Origin of the sequence: [Anoxybacillus] calidus (genome assembly GCF_013760845.1) — a bacterium.
Taxonomy (GTDB): domain Bacteria; phylum Bacillota; class Bacilli; order Bacillales; family Anoxybacillaceae; genus Paranoxybacillus; species Paranoxybacillus calidus.
The window spans coordinates 41,610-57,044 of record NZ_JACDUU010000011.1 but is presented as its reverse complement, the minus strand read 5'-3'; the positions used below and the strand labels follow the sequence as shown (position 1 = coordinate 57,044).

Here is a 15,435-nt window from a genome sequence, read left to right as displayed (position 1 = left end):
TTATACGGAGGGGTAGCGAAGTGGCCAAACGCGGCGGACTGTAAATCCGCTCCCTGTGGGTTCGGCGGTTCGAATCCGTCCCCCTCCACCATTTTCACATGATGTAAAAAAGATTACATACGTTTTTGTTGTATCGTTTGTCGGATAATTTCCCGAATTTCCTTACAGAAATTCTTGAAATTATCCTGCGTTATTAAATCATGAAGCATATTCACAGAAGTATCTCACGAAGTTATATCAATGGGCTATAGCCAAGCGGTAAGGCAACGGACTTTGACTCCGTGATGCGCTGGTTCGAATCCAGCTAGCCCAGCCATTTAAAGATGAGCCATTAGCTCAGCAGGTAGAGCATCTGACTTTTAATCAGAGGGTCGGAGGTTCGAGTCCTCCATGGCTCATTTTTTTGCGGAAGTAGTTCAGTGGTAGAACACCACCTTGCCAAGGTGGGGGTCGCGGGTTCGAGTCCCGTCTTCCGCTCCATTATGGGGCCTTAGCTCAGCTGGGAGAGCGCCTGCTTTGCACGCAGGAGGTCAGCGGTTCGATCCCGCTAGGCTCCATTAAAAACTCCTTAAGTCATAACGGCTTAAGGAGTTTTTTGTTTTTAAAGAATATGTTTTCCCTTTCATATTGCTTTATTGTTCAGAGCGGCTTGCCATGCTTTCTGGAAGATAACTTTCCTCTGTTGAAGTGATAAGTGTTTCTTGTGGGAAGAACATTTTCTTTCGACGTTAGGCATTTACATCGGTTTTTAATAGAATAAATATTCAAAAAATTGTTGAGTTGAGTCACCAATTTATTATTCGGTAAAATATAAGCAATATGAGGGGGAGGAGAGGTTTTATGAAAAAGATTTCCATCATTGGCGTTCCTATGGATTTAGGACAAACACGTCGCGGAGTAGATATGGGACCAAGCGCTATCCGTTATGCGGGTGTTATAGAACGTTTAGAGCGTTTACATTATGAAATTGATGATTTAGGAGATATTGCTATTGGCAGAGCAGAAAGATCTGGCGACTCTGCTGTTCATTCAAATTTACGAAATTTGAAAGCAGTTGCTGAGGCGAATGAAAAATTAGCAGAAGCTGTGGATGAGGTAGTGCAAAAGGGGGATTTTCCGTTAGTTTTAGGTGGTGACCATAGTATTGCGATTGGAACGTTAGCGGGTGTTGCTAAACATTACAAAAACTTAGGAGTTATTTGGTATGATGCCCACGGAGATTTAAATACAGCAGAAACATCGCCTTCTGGAAATATTCATGGTATGTCGCTGGCTGCCAGCTTAGGATTGGGGCATCCAGCCTTGACCAACATAGGTGGCTATAGTCCAAAAGTAAAACCAGAGAATATTGTTCTGATCGGGGCGCGTTCATTAGATGAAGGAGAGAAACGGCTTATTAAAGAAAAAGGTATTAAAGTATACACAATGCATGAGATTGATCGCCTCGGAATGACAAAAGTCATGGAGGAGACGATTGCATATTTAAAAGAACGGACAGATGGTGTTCATTTATCATTAGATTTAGATGGATTAGATCCTCATGATGCTCCTGGAGTAGGGACTCCTGTTATTGGTGGACTGACCTATAGAGAAAGCCATTTAGCAATGGAAATGCTTGCAGAGGCAGAAATGATTACTTCTGCTGAATTTGTTGAGGTCAATCCAATTCTTGATGAACGAAATAAAACAGCTTCAGTGGCTGTTGCACTAATGGGCTCTTTATTTGGAGAAAAACTAGTATAGTTTATAAAAAGCTGAAAACTTTTGTGCAGACAATAAAATCTGAATATTGAGAACATAGAAGTTCTTTCTTATAAAAACAGCAGACCTGATGATTAGGCTGCTGTTTTTTGTTACAATAAATCGTGGAACTTTTTTTGTTTTGATTCGTATAGAAATATAGCCGCAATAGGGCGGGGGTATAATATAAACATGGAACAGTTGGTAAAAAATAGAATTAAAGCTATAAAAAAAGGCGATCAAAATGCATATGCTGAAATTGTTGAAATTTACAAAAATAAAGTATATCAATTATGTTATCGAATGCTTGGAAATCGTCATGAGGCAGAAGATGTTGCTCAGGAAGCATTTATTCGTGCTTACATAAATATTCATACGTATAATCCTGACATGAAATTTTCTTCTTGGCTTTATCGCATTGCTACCAATTTATCGATTGATCGAATTCGCAAGAAGAAACCAGATTTTTACCTAGATGCAGAAGTCAGCGGTACAGATGGTTTGACGATGTATTCACAGCTAGCCTCGACGGAAGCTTCACCAGAGGATACATTAGAAAGTTTAGAACTGCAAGAGATTGTCCAAAAAGCGATATTAAAATTGCCGGAAAAGTATCGGAGTGTTATTGTTTTAAAATATATAGAGGAACTATCATTACAAGAAATTAGCGAAATTCTCGATTTGCCTGTAGGAACAGTGAAGACAAGACTTCATCGCGGGCGTGAAGCACTGAGAAAGCAATTGGGACATTTATGAGAGGGTGAGAAAAAATGATGAAATGTCCATCTAACATTATTGAATTAATGCACAACTATTTAGACGAGGAGATTAGCCCTCAGGATGAACTTATTTTACGAGATCATTTGCATGAATGCGCGAAATGCAGCCAACATTTTAATGATTTGAAAAAGACGGTTGCTTTCATTCAGCATTCTTCTCATCTTGTACCTTCTGATGATTTTACAGCGAAAGTAATGGCTCGATTACCGAAAGAAAAGAAAACCATTCGCTTAGGAAGATGGTTGAAGAAGCATCCGATGATTACGGCGGCGTCTTTATTTTTCGCTTTAATGATGGGAAGTTTGTTGACGACATGGAATGGCGAGCAGCAATTTTCTGTATCGACAAAAGAAAATTTAATTATTAAAGGCAATACAGTTATTGTGCCAAAAGGAGAAGTAGTTAATGGAGATATTGTAGTCCGAAATGGTTCAATCCAAATTGAAGGGAAAGTGAACGGAGACGTAACGGTCATTCACGGGGAAAAACACCTTGCTTCTGCTGGTCAAGTGACGGGAGAAATTGAAGAAATTAATGAGGTATTCGGGTGGATTTGGTATAACATAAAAGATATGATGAAAGATACATTGGAAACTTTCGATCGCGAATAACAAAGCCGTCTTTTTGATGGCTTTTTTGCTTATATGATATAATAAAAGAGTTGTTTAAATACAACGTATAGGAATTAGAACAACAAAGGAAGTGTGAGAATGCCTTTTGGAGAGCTCCCAATCTTAAGTTATTTAGCAAAAATTGTTGATATACTCCTTGTTTGGTTTGTTATTTATAAATTGATCATGATTATTCGCGGAACGAAAGCCGTTCAGCTTTTAAAAGGAATTATTTTAATTGTACTCATTAGAATTGTAAGCAATTTTTTAGGATTCAGCACTTTGCAATGGTTAATGGACCAAGCATTAACGTGGGGCTTTTTAGCGATTATTATCATTTTCCAGCCGGAATTGCGGCGTGCGCTTGAGCAGTTAGGAAGGGGAAAGCTGTTCTCAAGAAGCAGTGTGCCTGAGGAAGAAGAACAGACAAAAACCATTGAAGCCATTATTAAAGCTACTGAATATATGGCGAAACGAAGAATTGGTGCTCTCATATCAGTCGAACGGGAAACAGGCATGGGTGATTATATCGAGACAGGTATTCCTTTAAATGCACATATTTCTTCGGAATTATTAATTAATATTTTTATACCGAATACCCCCCTTCATGATGGAGCAGTTATTATCCAGAAAAATCACGTTGCTGCTGCAGCGTGTTATTTGCCGTTATCGGAAAGTCCTTTTATCTCAAAAGAATTAGGAACACGGCATCGTGCAGCACTAGGAATTAGTGAAGTGACAGATAGTGTGACCGTTGTCGTATCAGAGGAAACTGGAGCCATTTCAGTGACGAAAAATGGAGAATTGCATCGTGATTTAACATTAGAACAGTTCCGTGAATTGCTGACAGGAGAATTGAAGACAGCAACGAAGACAGCTTCCTCATCTCGTTGGCAATGGAGGGGGAAGAAAAAATGGATAAATTAATGAATAACCATTGGTTTATGAAGGCTTTTGCGTTGTTGCTGGCGCTTATGCTATATATGTCTGTGAACATTGAAAAAGAGACAAAATCGGGGAGTTTAACGCGTAACTCCGTAGGAACAACGAGTGAAGAAATAGTGACAGATGTGCCTGTTGTTGTTTATTATGATAAAGAAAATTTAGTCGTCTCCGGCGTCCCAGAGTTTGTCAATGTGACATTGGAGGGTCCTGCAAGCATTTTAAAACGAACGAAGCTTCAACGAGATTTTGAAATTTATGCAGATTTAACTGATTTAGAATTAGGGAGACATACAATTCCTTTAAAATATAAAAATATATCAGATAAACTCAAGGTAACAATAGAGCCAGCTGTAGTAAATGTTGTTATTGACGAAAAAGTTTCTAAAGATTTTCCTGTTGAAGTAGATTTTATTCATAAAAATAAAATAGCGGATGGTTACTCGATAGAGCAGCCGATTGTCAAACCAAACTTGGTCACAGTGACAGGCGCTAAAGAATTAGTTCAAAAGGTGGCGCTTGTAAAAGCAAGAGTTAGTTTGGATGGAGCAAAAGAAACAGTTGAACAAGAATCGCGTGTGAACGTTTATGATAAAGATGGAGAGGAACTCGATGTCGAAGTAGAGCCTTCTGTTGTAGATGTAACGGTGCCAGTAAAAAGCCCTAGCAAGTCCGTTCCGTTTAAAATTAATCGGACGGGCAAATTGAAAGAAGGTTTAAGTATTGTTAAAATCGAAGCAGTCCCAAATGAAGTAACGATTTTTGGACCGAAAGACAAAATCGAACAAATTGAATTTATCGATGGAATTACCATCAATTTAGATGAAATTACGAAAGACACGACGTTAGAAGTGAAAGTTCCACTTCCAGAAGGAGTTAAAGCGGTTGATCCAGCGAAAATTAACATTCATATTGATGTACAAGAGGAACAGTCAAAAACATTTTCTCAAGTACCGATTGATATTTTAGGATTAGGTGATCGATATTTGCTTCAGTTTTTAGACCCAGAGGATGGGAAGCTTGATATAGTGGCTCACGGTGCGTCAAGCGTACTAAACAGTATAAAACCAGATGACATTGATTTGTATATAAATGTAAGTGAACTGGGTATTGGAGAGCATGAAGTAGCGGTTGAAGCAAATGGACCGCAAAATATAACATGGGATTTATCTCAAGATAAAGTCAAAGTTAAAATTACGGAAAAAGAATAAATAAGCAAGAGAATAAAAGGAGAGATACAGATAATGGGTAAATATTTTGGTACTGACGGTGTACGTGGCATTGCCAATAGCGAGTTAACGCCAGAGCTGGCGTTTAAAATTGGCCGTTGTGGCGGTTATGTGTTAACAAAGGATAAAGAACGTCCAAAAGTATTAATCGGCCGTGATACACGTATTTCAGGGCATATGCTTGAGGGAGCATTAGTAGCTGGATTGCTTTCTATCGGAGCAGAGGTTATGCGTCTTGGTGTCATTTCAACTCCAGGTGTAGCTTACTTGACAAAAGCGCTAGGGGCGCAAGCGGGAGTTATGATTTCTGCTTCGCATAACCCTGTGCAGGATAACGGGATTAAGTTTTTTGGACCGGATGGATTCAAGCTTTCAGACGAACAGGAAAGAGAAATTGAGGAATTATTAGACAGTCCAGAAGATACATTACCGAGACCGATCGGCAAAGATTTAGGACAAGTAAATGATTACTTTGAAGGCGGACAAAAATATTTACAATATTTAAAACAGACGGTAGAAGAAGATTTCTCAGGATTGCGCCTTGCCCTTGACTGTGCTCACGGAGCAACTTCTTCACTAGCTACTCACTTATTTGCAGACTTAGAAGCAGATGTTTTAACAATGGGAGCATCACCAAACGGAATTAATATTAACGATGGAGTTGGATCAACACATCCAGAAGCGTTAGCGGCGTTTGTAAAAGAAAAAGAAGCGGATGTAGGGCTTGCATTTGACGGTGACGGTGACCGTTTAATTGCAGTTGATGAAAACGGCAATATTGTCGATGGCGATCAAATTATGTATATTTGCGCGAAGTATTTGAAGGAGACGGGACGTTTAAAACATCAAACCGTTGTTTCAACGGTCATGAGCAATCTTGGTTTTTATAAAGCATTAGAAGCACAAGGAATTCAAAGTGTACAAACAGCAGTCGGTGACCGCTATGTAGTCGAGGAAATGAAGAAAAATGGCTATAACTTAGGCGGTGAGCAGTCCGGCCATATCATTTTCCTTGATTACAATACAACGGGTGATGGTTTGTTAACGGCTTTGCAGCTTGTCAATATCATGAAAATTACCCAAAAGCCGCTTTCGCAATTAGCAAGCGAAATGCCGAAATATCCGCAGCTTCTTGTGAACGTCAAAGTAACAGATAAACATAAAGTAATGGAAAACGAGAAAGTAAAAGAAGTGATTCAAGCGGTAGAAGCAGAAATGAACGGAAATGGCCGCGTTCTTGTTCGTCCATCAGGAACAGAACCGCTTGTCCGCGTCATGGCAGAAGCCCCAACAGAGGAATTATGTAAAGAGTATGTAGAACGAATTGCTACAGTAGTAAAAGAAGAAATGGGAGCTGAATAATTTATTTCTCTTATAACCAACCTACGCATAAGTGGAACGAACGAGAATATTCCACTTATGCGTATTTTATAAAATAAGTGGAACGAGAAATTTCACTTATACATATTTTATAAAATATATTAGTTGACGTTTCTTAGTGGACTGCTATAATATTAACATTGTTGTTATTCAAAATAGAAAGGTGGGTAGGAGAAGTATTTATTTTGTAAAGCGCCTGGACTAAGCTTTGCTCGGAAGAAAGCTTAGTTGACGAGGAGGAGGTTTATCGATCGTTCGGCGGATGCCTCCCGGTTGCTGCGATTACAGCCGCAAGTCCTTTCTTAAAACAAAGAGGTGACTCTTTGCACAAAGGAAAGGATTTAATCGCAAAGTTGATCATTAAGGGAGTCTGTCTAAAACAAAGGGTCAGATCCCTCAGCTACAATATAAAATATAAATAGGTCGGTAGAAGATATTGTAATCATTCGAGGGGTCCTCACATCCTTATAGGCAGCCTCTTTTGAAAAATAGGGAGGAATGTGTTGATGTGTGGAATCGTTGGATATATCGGTGAACAAGATTCAAAAGAAATTTTATTACGCGGACTTGAGAAATTAGAATATCGTGGCTACGATTCAGCTGGGATTGCTGTGTTAAACGAGAACGGAGTACATGTTTTTAAAGAAAAAGGACGCATCGCAGACTTACGTGAAGTTGTCAATCCAGATGTCGAAGCGTCAGTCGGTATCGGTCATACACGTTGGGCTACTCATGGTGCGCCAAGCCGTGTAAATGCACATCCACACCAAAGTGCATCAGGTCGTTTTACACTTGTTCATAACGGAGTAATCGAAAACTATGCGATTTTAAAACGCGAATATTTACAAGATGTTGAATTAAAGAGTGATACAGATACAGAAGTTATCGTGCAGCTCGTTGAGAAATTTGTAAACAGCGGCTTAGATGTAGAGGAAGCATTCCGACAAACATTAATGCTTTTAAAAGGCTCTTATGCGATTGCATTAATCGATTCTGAGAATAAAGATGTTATTTATGTGGCTAAAAATAAAAGTCCATTGCTCGTTGGTCTTGGAGACGGCTTCAATGTTGTCGCAAGTGACGCGATGGCTATGCTGCAAGTGACAAACCAATATGTCGAGTTAATGGATAAAGAAATGGTAATGGTCACAAAAAATTCAGTGACGATTAAGAAATTAGACGGCAACATTATTGACCGTGATCCGTACACAGCAGAGTTGGATGCAAGCGACATTGAAAAAGGAACATATCCGCATTACATGTTAAAAGAAATCGATGAACAGCCGCTTGTGATGCGCCGCATTATTCAAAAGTATCAAGATGAAAACGGCCATTTAACCATTGACCCAGAAATTATTGAGGCGATGAACGAAGCGGATCGTATATACATTATAGCGTGCGGTACAAGCTACCATGCCGGCTTAGTTGGCAAGCAGTTCATTGAAAAATGGGCAAAAATCCCTGTGGAAGTACATGTCGCAAGTGAGTTCTCATACAATATGCCATTACTATCTGAAAGACCGTTGTTTATCTATATTTCACAAAGCGGTGAAACAGCAGACAGCCGTGCGGTACTTGTCCAAACGAAAGAAATGGGCTATAAAGCTTTAACGATTACAAACGTTCCTGGTTCCACGCTTTCCCGTGAAGCAGATTATACGTTATTGCTTCATGCTGGTCCGGAAATCGCAGTTGCATCGACAAAAGCATATACCGCACAGATTGCGGTTTTAGCGATTTTAGCGACAGTAACGGCGAAAGCAAAAGGAATTGAACTTGATTTTGATCTTGTTAAAGAGTTAGGTATTATCGCGAATGTTATGGAAATGCTTTGCGATGCAAAAGAAGAAATGGAAAAAATTGCACGTGAATATTTAGCGACAACGCGCAACTGCTTCTTTATCGGTCGTGCGGTAGACTTCTACGTCTGCCTTGAAGGTGCGTTAAAGCTAAAAGAGATTTCATACATTCAAGCGGAAGGCTTTGCTGGCGGTGAATTGAAGCACGGTACAATCGCGTTAATTGAAGAGGGTACGCCAGTCATCGCTTTGGCAACGCAAGAGCACGTGAACTTAAGCATTCGCGGTAATGTAAAAGAAGTGGTTGCACGCGGTGCGAACCCTTGCATTATCTCAATGAAAGGCTTAGAAACAGAAGAAGACCGTTACGTCATCCCAGCGGTTCATCCAATGTTAACGCCGCTTGTTTCGGTTGTGCCATTGCAGCTTATCGCTTACTACGCTGCATTACACCGCGGCTGCGACGTTGACAAACCGCGTAACTTAGCGAAGTCAGTGACGGTGGAGTAATTAAGACAGCTACTTTGAAAAGGTGTTGAATTACAAAAAAGTCGGGTACTTGACAAAAAAGTCGGGAACCGGACAAAAAAGTTGGGTACCGAACAAAAAAGTCCGGGAACTGAAAGCCTGCTGGTGAATCCAGCAGGCTTTTGTTTTTCCTATTACAGTGTTTATTTCCTTTGCAAATATAACTGTTATTGGTGTTCGCGGAAAATAAAGTCGCATACTGAAAAATAAAGTTGGTAACTAGAAAATAATAATGGTAACTGGGAAAAGGTGTTGGCATAGGTTTATGCCTAAGTAGTTCTGATAATGTGGAGAAAAAGCTAAATAACAGTGTAAATGACACATCAAATAACAACTGAAATAACAGGCACAATAACAATATAATTAAAACATAAAAACGCTTGGGGTATTTCAAAGAACCCCAAGCGTTTTAACTTTATAGTGTTGGTCTTGTTCAATTAACCCGCGTTAGTTGAAGATTGGTATTATCCCTGACTGTCTTCGTCACTTTTGTATTCTAAAATATCTCCAGGCTGACATTCTAAAGCCTTACAAATCGCATCTAAAGTTGATAATCGAATCGCTTTTGCCTTTCCATTTTTCAATATAGAAAGATTAGCCATCGTTATTCCAACCCTCTCCGAAAGTTCTGTAAGGCTCATTTTCCTTTTAGCCAGCATCACATCAAGATTGATTATAATTGCCACGTTATTCACCTTAGACCGTTAAATCATTTTCTGATTTTATATCTATGGCATTTTTTAATAGTTTTTGAAGAATAGAAGCAAAGACTGCAATCACAATTGAAGCAAGAATAATGACCAATCCAAATAACATGACACCTGGGGCATCCTCATTCTTCGCGCAGCGATAGAACATTGGCAAGGCTGACACATACAACATACTGAATGTGAATGCACAGTATTTTATATACTTTAAAGACCTAACAGATAATTCCGAGAAAGCAATGTTCTTATCAATATAGCTTAAAAGTCTTAAAGTATGATACAATGCAACGAAAAACGGTATTGCCGATGCATACAAATCTATTACAAACAAAACTAACAACCATTCCAACCCTTTTGCTAATTCATTTGCTATAAAAGGCGACACAAATATAAACATAGCAAGTACCGTAATTCCAATAAGACAAACAACTATCTTTAAAAAGAGAGTTTCTGGTTTCATATATAGCACCTCCGCTTATTTTTGTCAATCTGATTTTAATACACAATTTATCGTTTTGCAATATATTTTTATCCTTTTACGATATTTTTTTTATGTAAACGAATATACATAATCTGATTATTTTATTACTTATATTTTCAAAACGTATGTTGACTCTCACGTTACGTGATACTTTATAGTGAATATGGAAGGGAGGTCAAAACGATGGCAATGACAGTGAAAGAAGTGGCCGATTTAGTTGGCATTAGTGTGCGCACACTGCATTATTATGATGAAATCGGGTTATTAACCCCAGATGAGACAACCAAATCTGGTTATCGTCTTTACTCCGATGATAATCTTGAGATGTTACAACAAATCTTATTTTTTAAAGAACTTGGCTTCCCTTTAAAGAAAATCAAAGAAATTATCAATAGTCCTTCATTTGATCGGCATGAAGCGTTGGTACTGCAACGAAAAATGTTGCTTGAGAAACGCAGGCGACTCGATAAAGTGATTGCTACGATTGATAAGACCATTCAGCATATGAAAGGAGAAATTCAAATGACGAACAAAGAGAAATTTGAAGGCTTTGACTTTAGTCATAATCCATACGAGCAAGAAGCTCGTGAACGTTGGGGAGATGAAGCTGTCGACAAAGCAAACGCTAAAATCGGGAGCATGTCTAAAGATGAACAAGAAGCTATGGCTAAAGCAATGAATTCGATCTATCAAAAACTTGCGGCTCTTCGTAATGGCTCACCTGAATCAGAAGAGGCGCAAGCAGCCATTAAAGAATGGTATGATTTTTTGAACAATAACTTCGGCAATTACTCACTCGAAGCATTCAAAGGATTAGGGCAAATGTACGTAGATGATGAACGCTTCACCAAAAACATCGACCAATTTGGTGAAGGCTTAGCGAAATTTATGCGCGATGCCATGGCAGTCTTTGCGGATAAAAACAAAAAATAATGTGAACAAAGAGGCTAATCCAAGTGTCAGACCCCACAACACAATATATAGGACATAACATTGGATAAATGAACGATATATCGTGAAATGCGCGTGAGGTCAGACACTTATGGATCAGCCTCTTTGTTGTTATAACATAAGTGGGAGTTTTCTCGCCTATTTAAGATAAAACATATTGTAGTTTCTCCAGCTGAAAGAGGAAATGCGGGATAGGAAGTAAAATGGTTAGGTTTGTTTGTGATAAACATTCATTAAAATTCATTTCTGCTGAGACACATAAAGATGCGGTAGAGTTTTATCGAAAATATGGCTTTAAGATAACAAGTTTGAGAGAAAAGTATCGAGGTGTTGAGAGATTTTTGTGTAAATTGTTAGGCTATAGGGTGGCATTACTACAGTAAGTGTTCATAAAATCCATTTTTTAAATCTATTTCTTCTTTCCTACTTCTTATATAATATTGTAGGAATTATCAGTGGCTCAAGGTATCTACAATCGTTCATATAAGGAAAGGAGAAGATTATGTGGGTTTGTATCAGTTAAAAAAGGCTACTATTTCTGCGTTAATTGTTGCTATAATGCTGTTTACCATGTTTCCGAGTTATTCAAAAGCAGAAGAAAGTTCAGATAATCCTGTTATTCAAATTGCAGCTGGAAGCTTTCACAAACTAGCGTTAAGAAAAGATGGGACGGTTGTTGCGTGGGGCGCTGATTTTTTAGATCGTGTGGCACTTCCAGAAATGAGAAACGTCCAAATGATTGCTGCTGGTCATAACTATTCTGTTTTTGTTTATAAAGATGGGACGGTCTCGACTTGGGGAGCAAGTGAGAGGGAGATTCCAAAAAATCCACCGAAAAAATTAACCGATATTGTTCAAATTTCAGCGGGATACCGTCACGTTTTAGCCTTAAAAAAAGACGGAACGGTTGTGAGCTGGGGAGAAGGAGAAGGGGCCGCTGTTCCTGAAAATTTAAAGAACATTGTTGCGGTAGCAGCAGGATATGACCATTCTTTAGCTTTAGATAACAATGGAAAGGTCTATGCCTGGGGCGAAAAAGATGGTCGTTCTTCCGTTCCATCAACGCTTGGTCCTGTAAAAGCGATTGCTGAAGGGGGGACTTTTTGCGTAGCATTACAGAAAGATGGAAAAGTGGTCATTTGGGGACTTGACACCAAATTCGAACCTTCAGCTCCTTTAACAAACGTGGTTTCAATTGCGGCGGCAAGAGGATATGTTTTGGCTTTACGAGCCGATGGAAAAGTGGTGTACGTTGGATATCCCGCTTATTTATATGTACATAACCCAGAATTTATGAATCAATTAACAGGTGTGAAACAAATTGAAACTGGAATGTATGACGATGTAGCTCTATTAGAGAACGGAAAGGTTGTTAACTGGGGAAAGGACGTCAAACCTTATAACGTGCCTGATGGTATTCGTCAACCAGGAATAGATGCTACATTAAACGGAATTGCTGTATCTGGAAAAAATAATTATTCGAGCTATGCAAATTATTCTTTTCAAGAAAATCAGAAGAATTATCATTTAGACGTGCCTTATGGCCTTCAAGAAATTTTGCTAGAACCGCGAACAGAAGATCCACACGTTTCCGAAGTCTTGATTCGGACAAACAAGAGTAAGCAAACGGGAACGTCTACCATTGATTTAGGAAATGGACCGACATACGTATCTGTAAAAGTAACAGCAGAAGATCAAAAAACAAGCAAGACATATGCGTTAAACGTATATCAAACATTGAACAATCGACCGGCTATCATATCAAATGTTCCGTTGTCAGATGGTGTTACTGGAAACAGATTTGAAGTAAACTCATCGGAGGTTCTTAACCTACTGAATACACCAGATGAGTTGGATAAATTAAAGATTATCATTTCAAATTTTAGTTATTTCAATAGAAATACAGATATCGTGATTCCAAGTTCAGTCATTAAAGCGATCCAAGAGAAAGATGAAAAGGCGCAAATTGAGATTTGTGATCCTGAATTTTCCACTCGTTTTCCGGTATCAACGTTTGCGGTCGATCAAATTATTCAACAGGAAAACATTTCTCTTGAGGACTTGTCGTTCATTGTTCAATTAAGATTGAAGGAAATGCCATTGTTTTTACAATCTGAAGGCTTTTCTAACCTCTCACCCGTTTATCGCTTCAATGTAGTGGCGAAGGCGGGAAGCGAGTTAAAATCGCTCATATTGAAAGGAAAAGTGGAGAGTACGTTTGGAGCCGAAGTGATCAAAGCAAAAGCAATGGCCGCTCAACTTGATGGACAAAATCTTGGTCCAGCATTACCGATTATTCCAGAAATTGATAAAGTTACTATCAAACATCGCTGGAACCAACCGTTTTTTTACGGAGAAAACAACAATAACACCTTCAAGGATATTGGTGGGCTATGGAACGAAGAACAAGTAAAGAAGTTAGCGGCAAGGGGCATTGTTAAAGGAAAAAAAGACGGCACGTTCGGTCCACATGAACCAGTAAGCCGTATTCAATTTGCCGTCATGTTGACAAGGGCTTTAGGTCTATATTCGGAAAGCGAATATCGTCAACAGTTCTCTGATGTAAGCGGCAAAGAATGGTTTGTGCCGGAGCTTTTGAGTGCTGTCGAAGCTGGGATTATTAAAGGAAAAAATGATGGAACTTTTGCACCGAATGATCCGATTACGCGCGAACAAGCAGCTGCGATGCTTGGCCGGGCGATGAGAGCGGTCGGATACGAGCCTTTGAAGCTGGATGAAACAAAAAACGTGGACAACTTTAGAGACGTGCAACAAATAACCTGGGCAAGAGAAGACGTAAACTTGTTATTACAGGCAAATGTGTTATCTGGAAAAGCAGATGGAAGTTTTGCCCCTCGTTCTTATACAACAAGAAGCCAAATGGTAAAATTACTTGATCAATTTTTGGTTTTTACTGAATATGGAAATTGATATAAGATAGGGGAATTTTTCATAGCCCAAAAAGACAAAAATCCCCAAAAACATATATAACTGATTTAATAACTTTTCGACATGCAAATTTAAACTGATGAATCTCGTACAGCCTATTTTGTTCGTTGACAAACTTGCACCATGTCGAAATCACGCATCATTTATATATAGTTATGTATAAAAATCTTGATAAATCAACGATTGAAAGGCTTGGAGCAATCCAAGTCTTTTTCTTTTTCCCGCTTAAAAGGATCACCTTTATTTAAAGCCTTGGGAGAGCGGGGAGCATTAACGGTTGTTTTGTTGAAAAGGCAGAGATGAATTTTTAGCAAAAAAAGTCAAGATTTCCTTTTTGTGTTTAGTACCCTATAAGCAAAGGAGGTGCGGGTGGTGATTTACCAGCAAATATTACAGAAAGCCATTAGTTATATTGAGGATAACTTACACGAATCTCTTACATTAGAAAACGTGGCTTCCTATGCTGGTTTCTCGAAGTACCATTTTCTTAGAATTTTTCAGAAGGAAACCGGGATGACAGTTGGTGATTACGTGCGAATTAGAAGGCTAGTTAGCGCTGCTAGTATGCTGTTTTACACCGATGAGTCGATTATTAACATCGCTTATCATTTTCGATTTGGAACGCAAGAATCTTTTACAAGAGCTTTTAAGAAAGTTTATCATATGCCGCCAGGACAATACCGCCGGATTATGAACTCAATTATTGATAAAAATGGAGGAAAGAATATGAAACAACAGCAAAAAATGAAGGGATGGTTTTTGAGTGGAAGCCATCCATTCAATTATGAAATGGGGATTGATACGAAAGTAGTCCATCGAGGAAAATGCTCAGGCTATTTAAAATCTGTAACGGTTCAAACAACTGATGAATTCGCTACAATGATGCAACAGTTCAAAGCAGACAAATTTTTAGGGAAACGAGTAAAGCTCTCCGCTTTTGTTAAAACGAAAAATATGGACGGTTTTTGCGGTTTATGGATGAGAGTCGATAACGCTCTGTATGATGTTCTTCAATTCGATAACATGAGCGACCGGCCAATTGTAAAAGATACGAATTGGAATTTATACTCCATCGTTCTTGATGTTCCGGAAAATAGCGCTCTTATCTCCTTTGGCGTTCTTCTCTTTGGCAAGGGACATGTTTGGGTCGATCAATTTAAATTTGAGGAAGTGGATAAAAGTGTACCGACTACCAATCTTGAAATAGCCCATGACGTTCTCGATGAACCGATAAACTTATCTTTCGAAGAGGAGTGATTTTTCATTTAGCGAAAATTTCGGTTTGAGGATGCTTTTTGTTTGAAAGGTAGGCAATACGTAAAGGTGATAAAATAATGC

The 15,435-nt window shown here is 38.8% G+C and carries 12 protein-coding genes and 5 tRNA genes; 15 read left to right on the top strand and 2 right to left on the bottom strand.

The features are described 5' to 3' along the window. Positions 1-6 precede the first annotated feature (6 nt). From HNQ85_RS16295 to glmS, 12 genes are all read left to right on the top strand, one after another. Positions 7-91: transfer RNA gene (locus HNQ85_RS16295), tRNA-Tyr, on the top strand. 150 nt (positions 92-241) lie between these two features. Then, positions 242-316 (top strand) — tRNA-Gln (locus tag HNQ85_RS16290). A gap of 9 nt (positions 317-325) precedes the next feature. Beyond that, positions 326-398: transfer RNA gene (locus HNQ85_RS16285), tRNA-Lys, on the top strand. 7 nt (positions 399-405) lie between these two features. Then, positions 406-480, top strand: a tRNA-Gly gene (locus tag HNQ85_RS16280). A 4-nt stretch (positions 481-484) separates the two neighbouring features. Next, positions 485-557: transfer RNA gene (locus tag HNQ85_RS16275), tRNA-Ala, on the top strand. A gap of 283 nt (positions 558-840) precedes the next feature. Continuing rightward, positions 841-1,743, top strand: a complete 903-nt coding sequence (rocF, locus tag HNQ85_RS16270; protein WP_181538771.1) for an arginase — start codon at positions 841-843, stop codon at positions 1,741-1,743. Positions 1,744-1,932: 189 nt separating this feature from the next. After that, positions 1,933-2,496: an RNA polymerase sigma factor SigW gene (sigW, locus tag HNQ85_RS16265; RefSeq protein WP_181538770.1), complete on the top strand. Its 564-nt coding sequence runs from the start codon at positions 1,933-1,935 to the stop codon at positions 2,494-2,496. A 17-nt stretch (positions 2,497-2,513) separates the two neighbouring features. Next, positions 2,514-3,131, top strand: a complete 618-nt coding sequence (locus tag HNQ85_RS16260) for an anti-sigma factor family protein (RefSeq protein WP_181538774.1) — start codon at positions 2,514-2,516, stop codon at positions 3,129-3,131. Between the two features lie 99 nt (positions 3,132-3,230). Continuing rightward, on the top strand, positions 3,231-4,058 hold the full coding sequence (gene cdaA / locus HNQ85_RS16255; RefSeq protein WP_181538769.1) for a diadenylate cyclase CdaA: 828 nt from the start codon (positions 3,231-3,233) through the stop codon (positions 4,056-4,058). Continuing rightward, complete coding sequence (locus HNQ85_RS16250) at positions 4,046-5,284, top strand: CdaR family protein (RefSeq protein WP_181538768.1); 1,239 nt, start codon at positions 4,046-4,048, stop codon at positions 5,282-5,284. The genes cdaA and HNQ85_RS16250 overlap by 13 nt, the downstream gene beginning before the upstream one ends. A gap of 33 nt (positions 5,285-5,317) precedes the next feature. Further along, positions 5,318-6,664 (top strand): phosphoglucosamine mutase, encoded by a 1,347-nt coding sequence (gene glmM / locus HNQ85_RS16245; RefSeq protein ID WP_181538767.1) that lies wholly within the window; start codon positions 5,318-5,320, stop codon positions 6,662-6,664. A gap of 524 nt (positions 6,665-7,188) precedes the next feature. Then, the gene (glmS, locus tag HNQ85_RS16240) at positions 7,189-8,991 is read left to right on the top strand and encodes a glutamine--fructose-6-phosphate transaminase (isomerizing) (RefSeq protein WP_181538766.1); all 1,803 of its coding nucleotides are present in this window, start codon (positions 7,189-7,191) and stop codon (positions 8,989-8,991) included. 482 nt (positions 8,992-9,473) lie between these two features. On the opposite strand, the gene HNQ85_RS16235 is transcribed toward glmS, so the two are convergent. After that, positions 9,474-9,695 (bottom strand): helix-turn-helix domain-containing protein, encoded by a 222-nt coding sequence (locus tag HNQ85_RS16235; RefSeq protein ID WP_181538765.1) that lies wholly within the window; start codon positions 9,693-9,695, stop codon positions 9,474-9,476. A gap of 10 nt (positions 9,696-9,705) precedes the next feature. Next, a complete protein-coding gene (locus HNQ85_RS16230; protein WP_181538764.1) occupies positions 9,706-10,176 on the bottom strand; it encodes a DUF2975 domain-containing protein in 471 nt (156 codons plus the stop codon). Between the two features lie 204 nt (positions 10,177-10,380). Here HNQ85_RS16230 and HNQ85_RS16225 point away from each other — a divergent pair, with 204 nt between their 5' ends. The 3 genes from HNQ85_RS16225 (at position 10,381) to HNQ85_RS16210 (ending at position 15,354) form a co-directional block, all read left to right on the top strand. Then, positions 10,381-11,130, top strand: coding sequence for a MerR family transcriptional regulator (locus tag HNQ85_RS16225; RefSeq protein WP_181538763.1), 750 nt, complete (start codon positions 10,381-10,383; stop codon positions 11,128-11,130). 522 nt (positions 11,131-11,652) lie between these two features. Further along, positions 11,653-14,079 carry an S-layer homology domain-containing protein gene (locus tag HNQ85_RS16215; protein ID WP_181538761.1) on the top strand — a complete coding sequence of 809 codons (2,427 nt, stop codon included), beginning with the start codon at positions 11,653-11,655 and terminating at the stop codon, positions 14,077-14,079. Positions 14,080-14,469: 390 nt separating this feature from the next. After that, positions 14,470-15,354, top strand: a complete 885-nt coding sequence (locus HNQ85_RS16210) for a helix-turn-helix domain-containing protein (protein ID WP_181538760.1) — start codon at positions 14,470-14,472, stop codon at positions 15,352-15,354. Positions 15,355-15,435 lie beyond the last annotated feature (81 nt).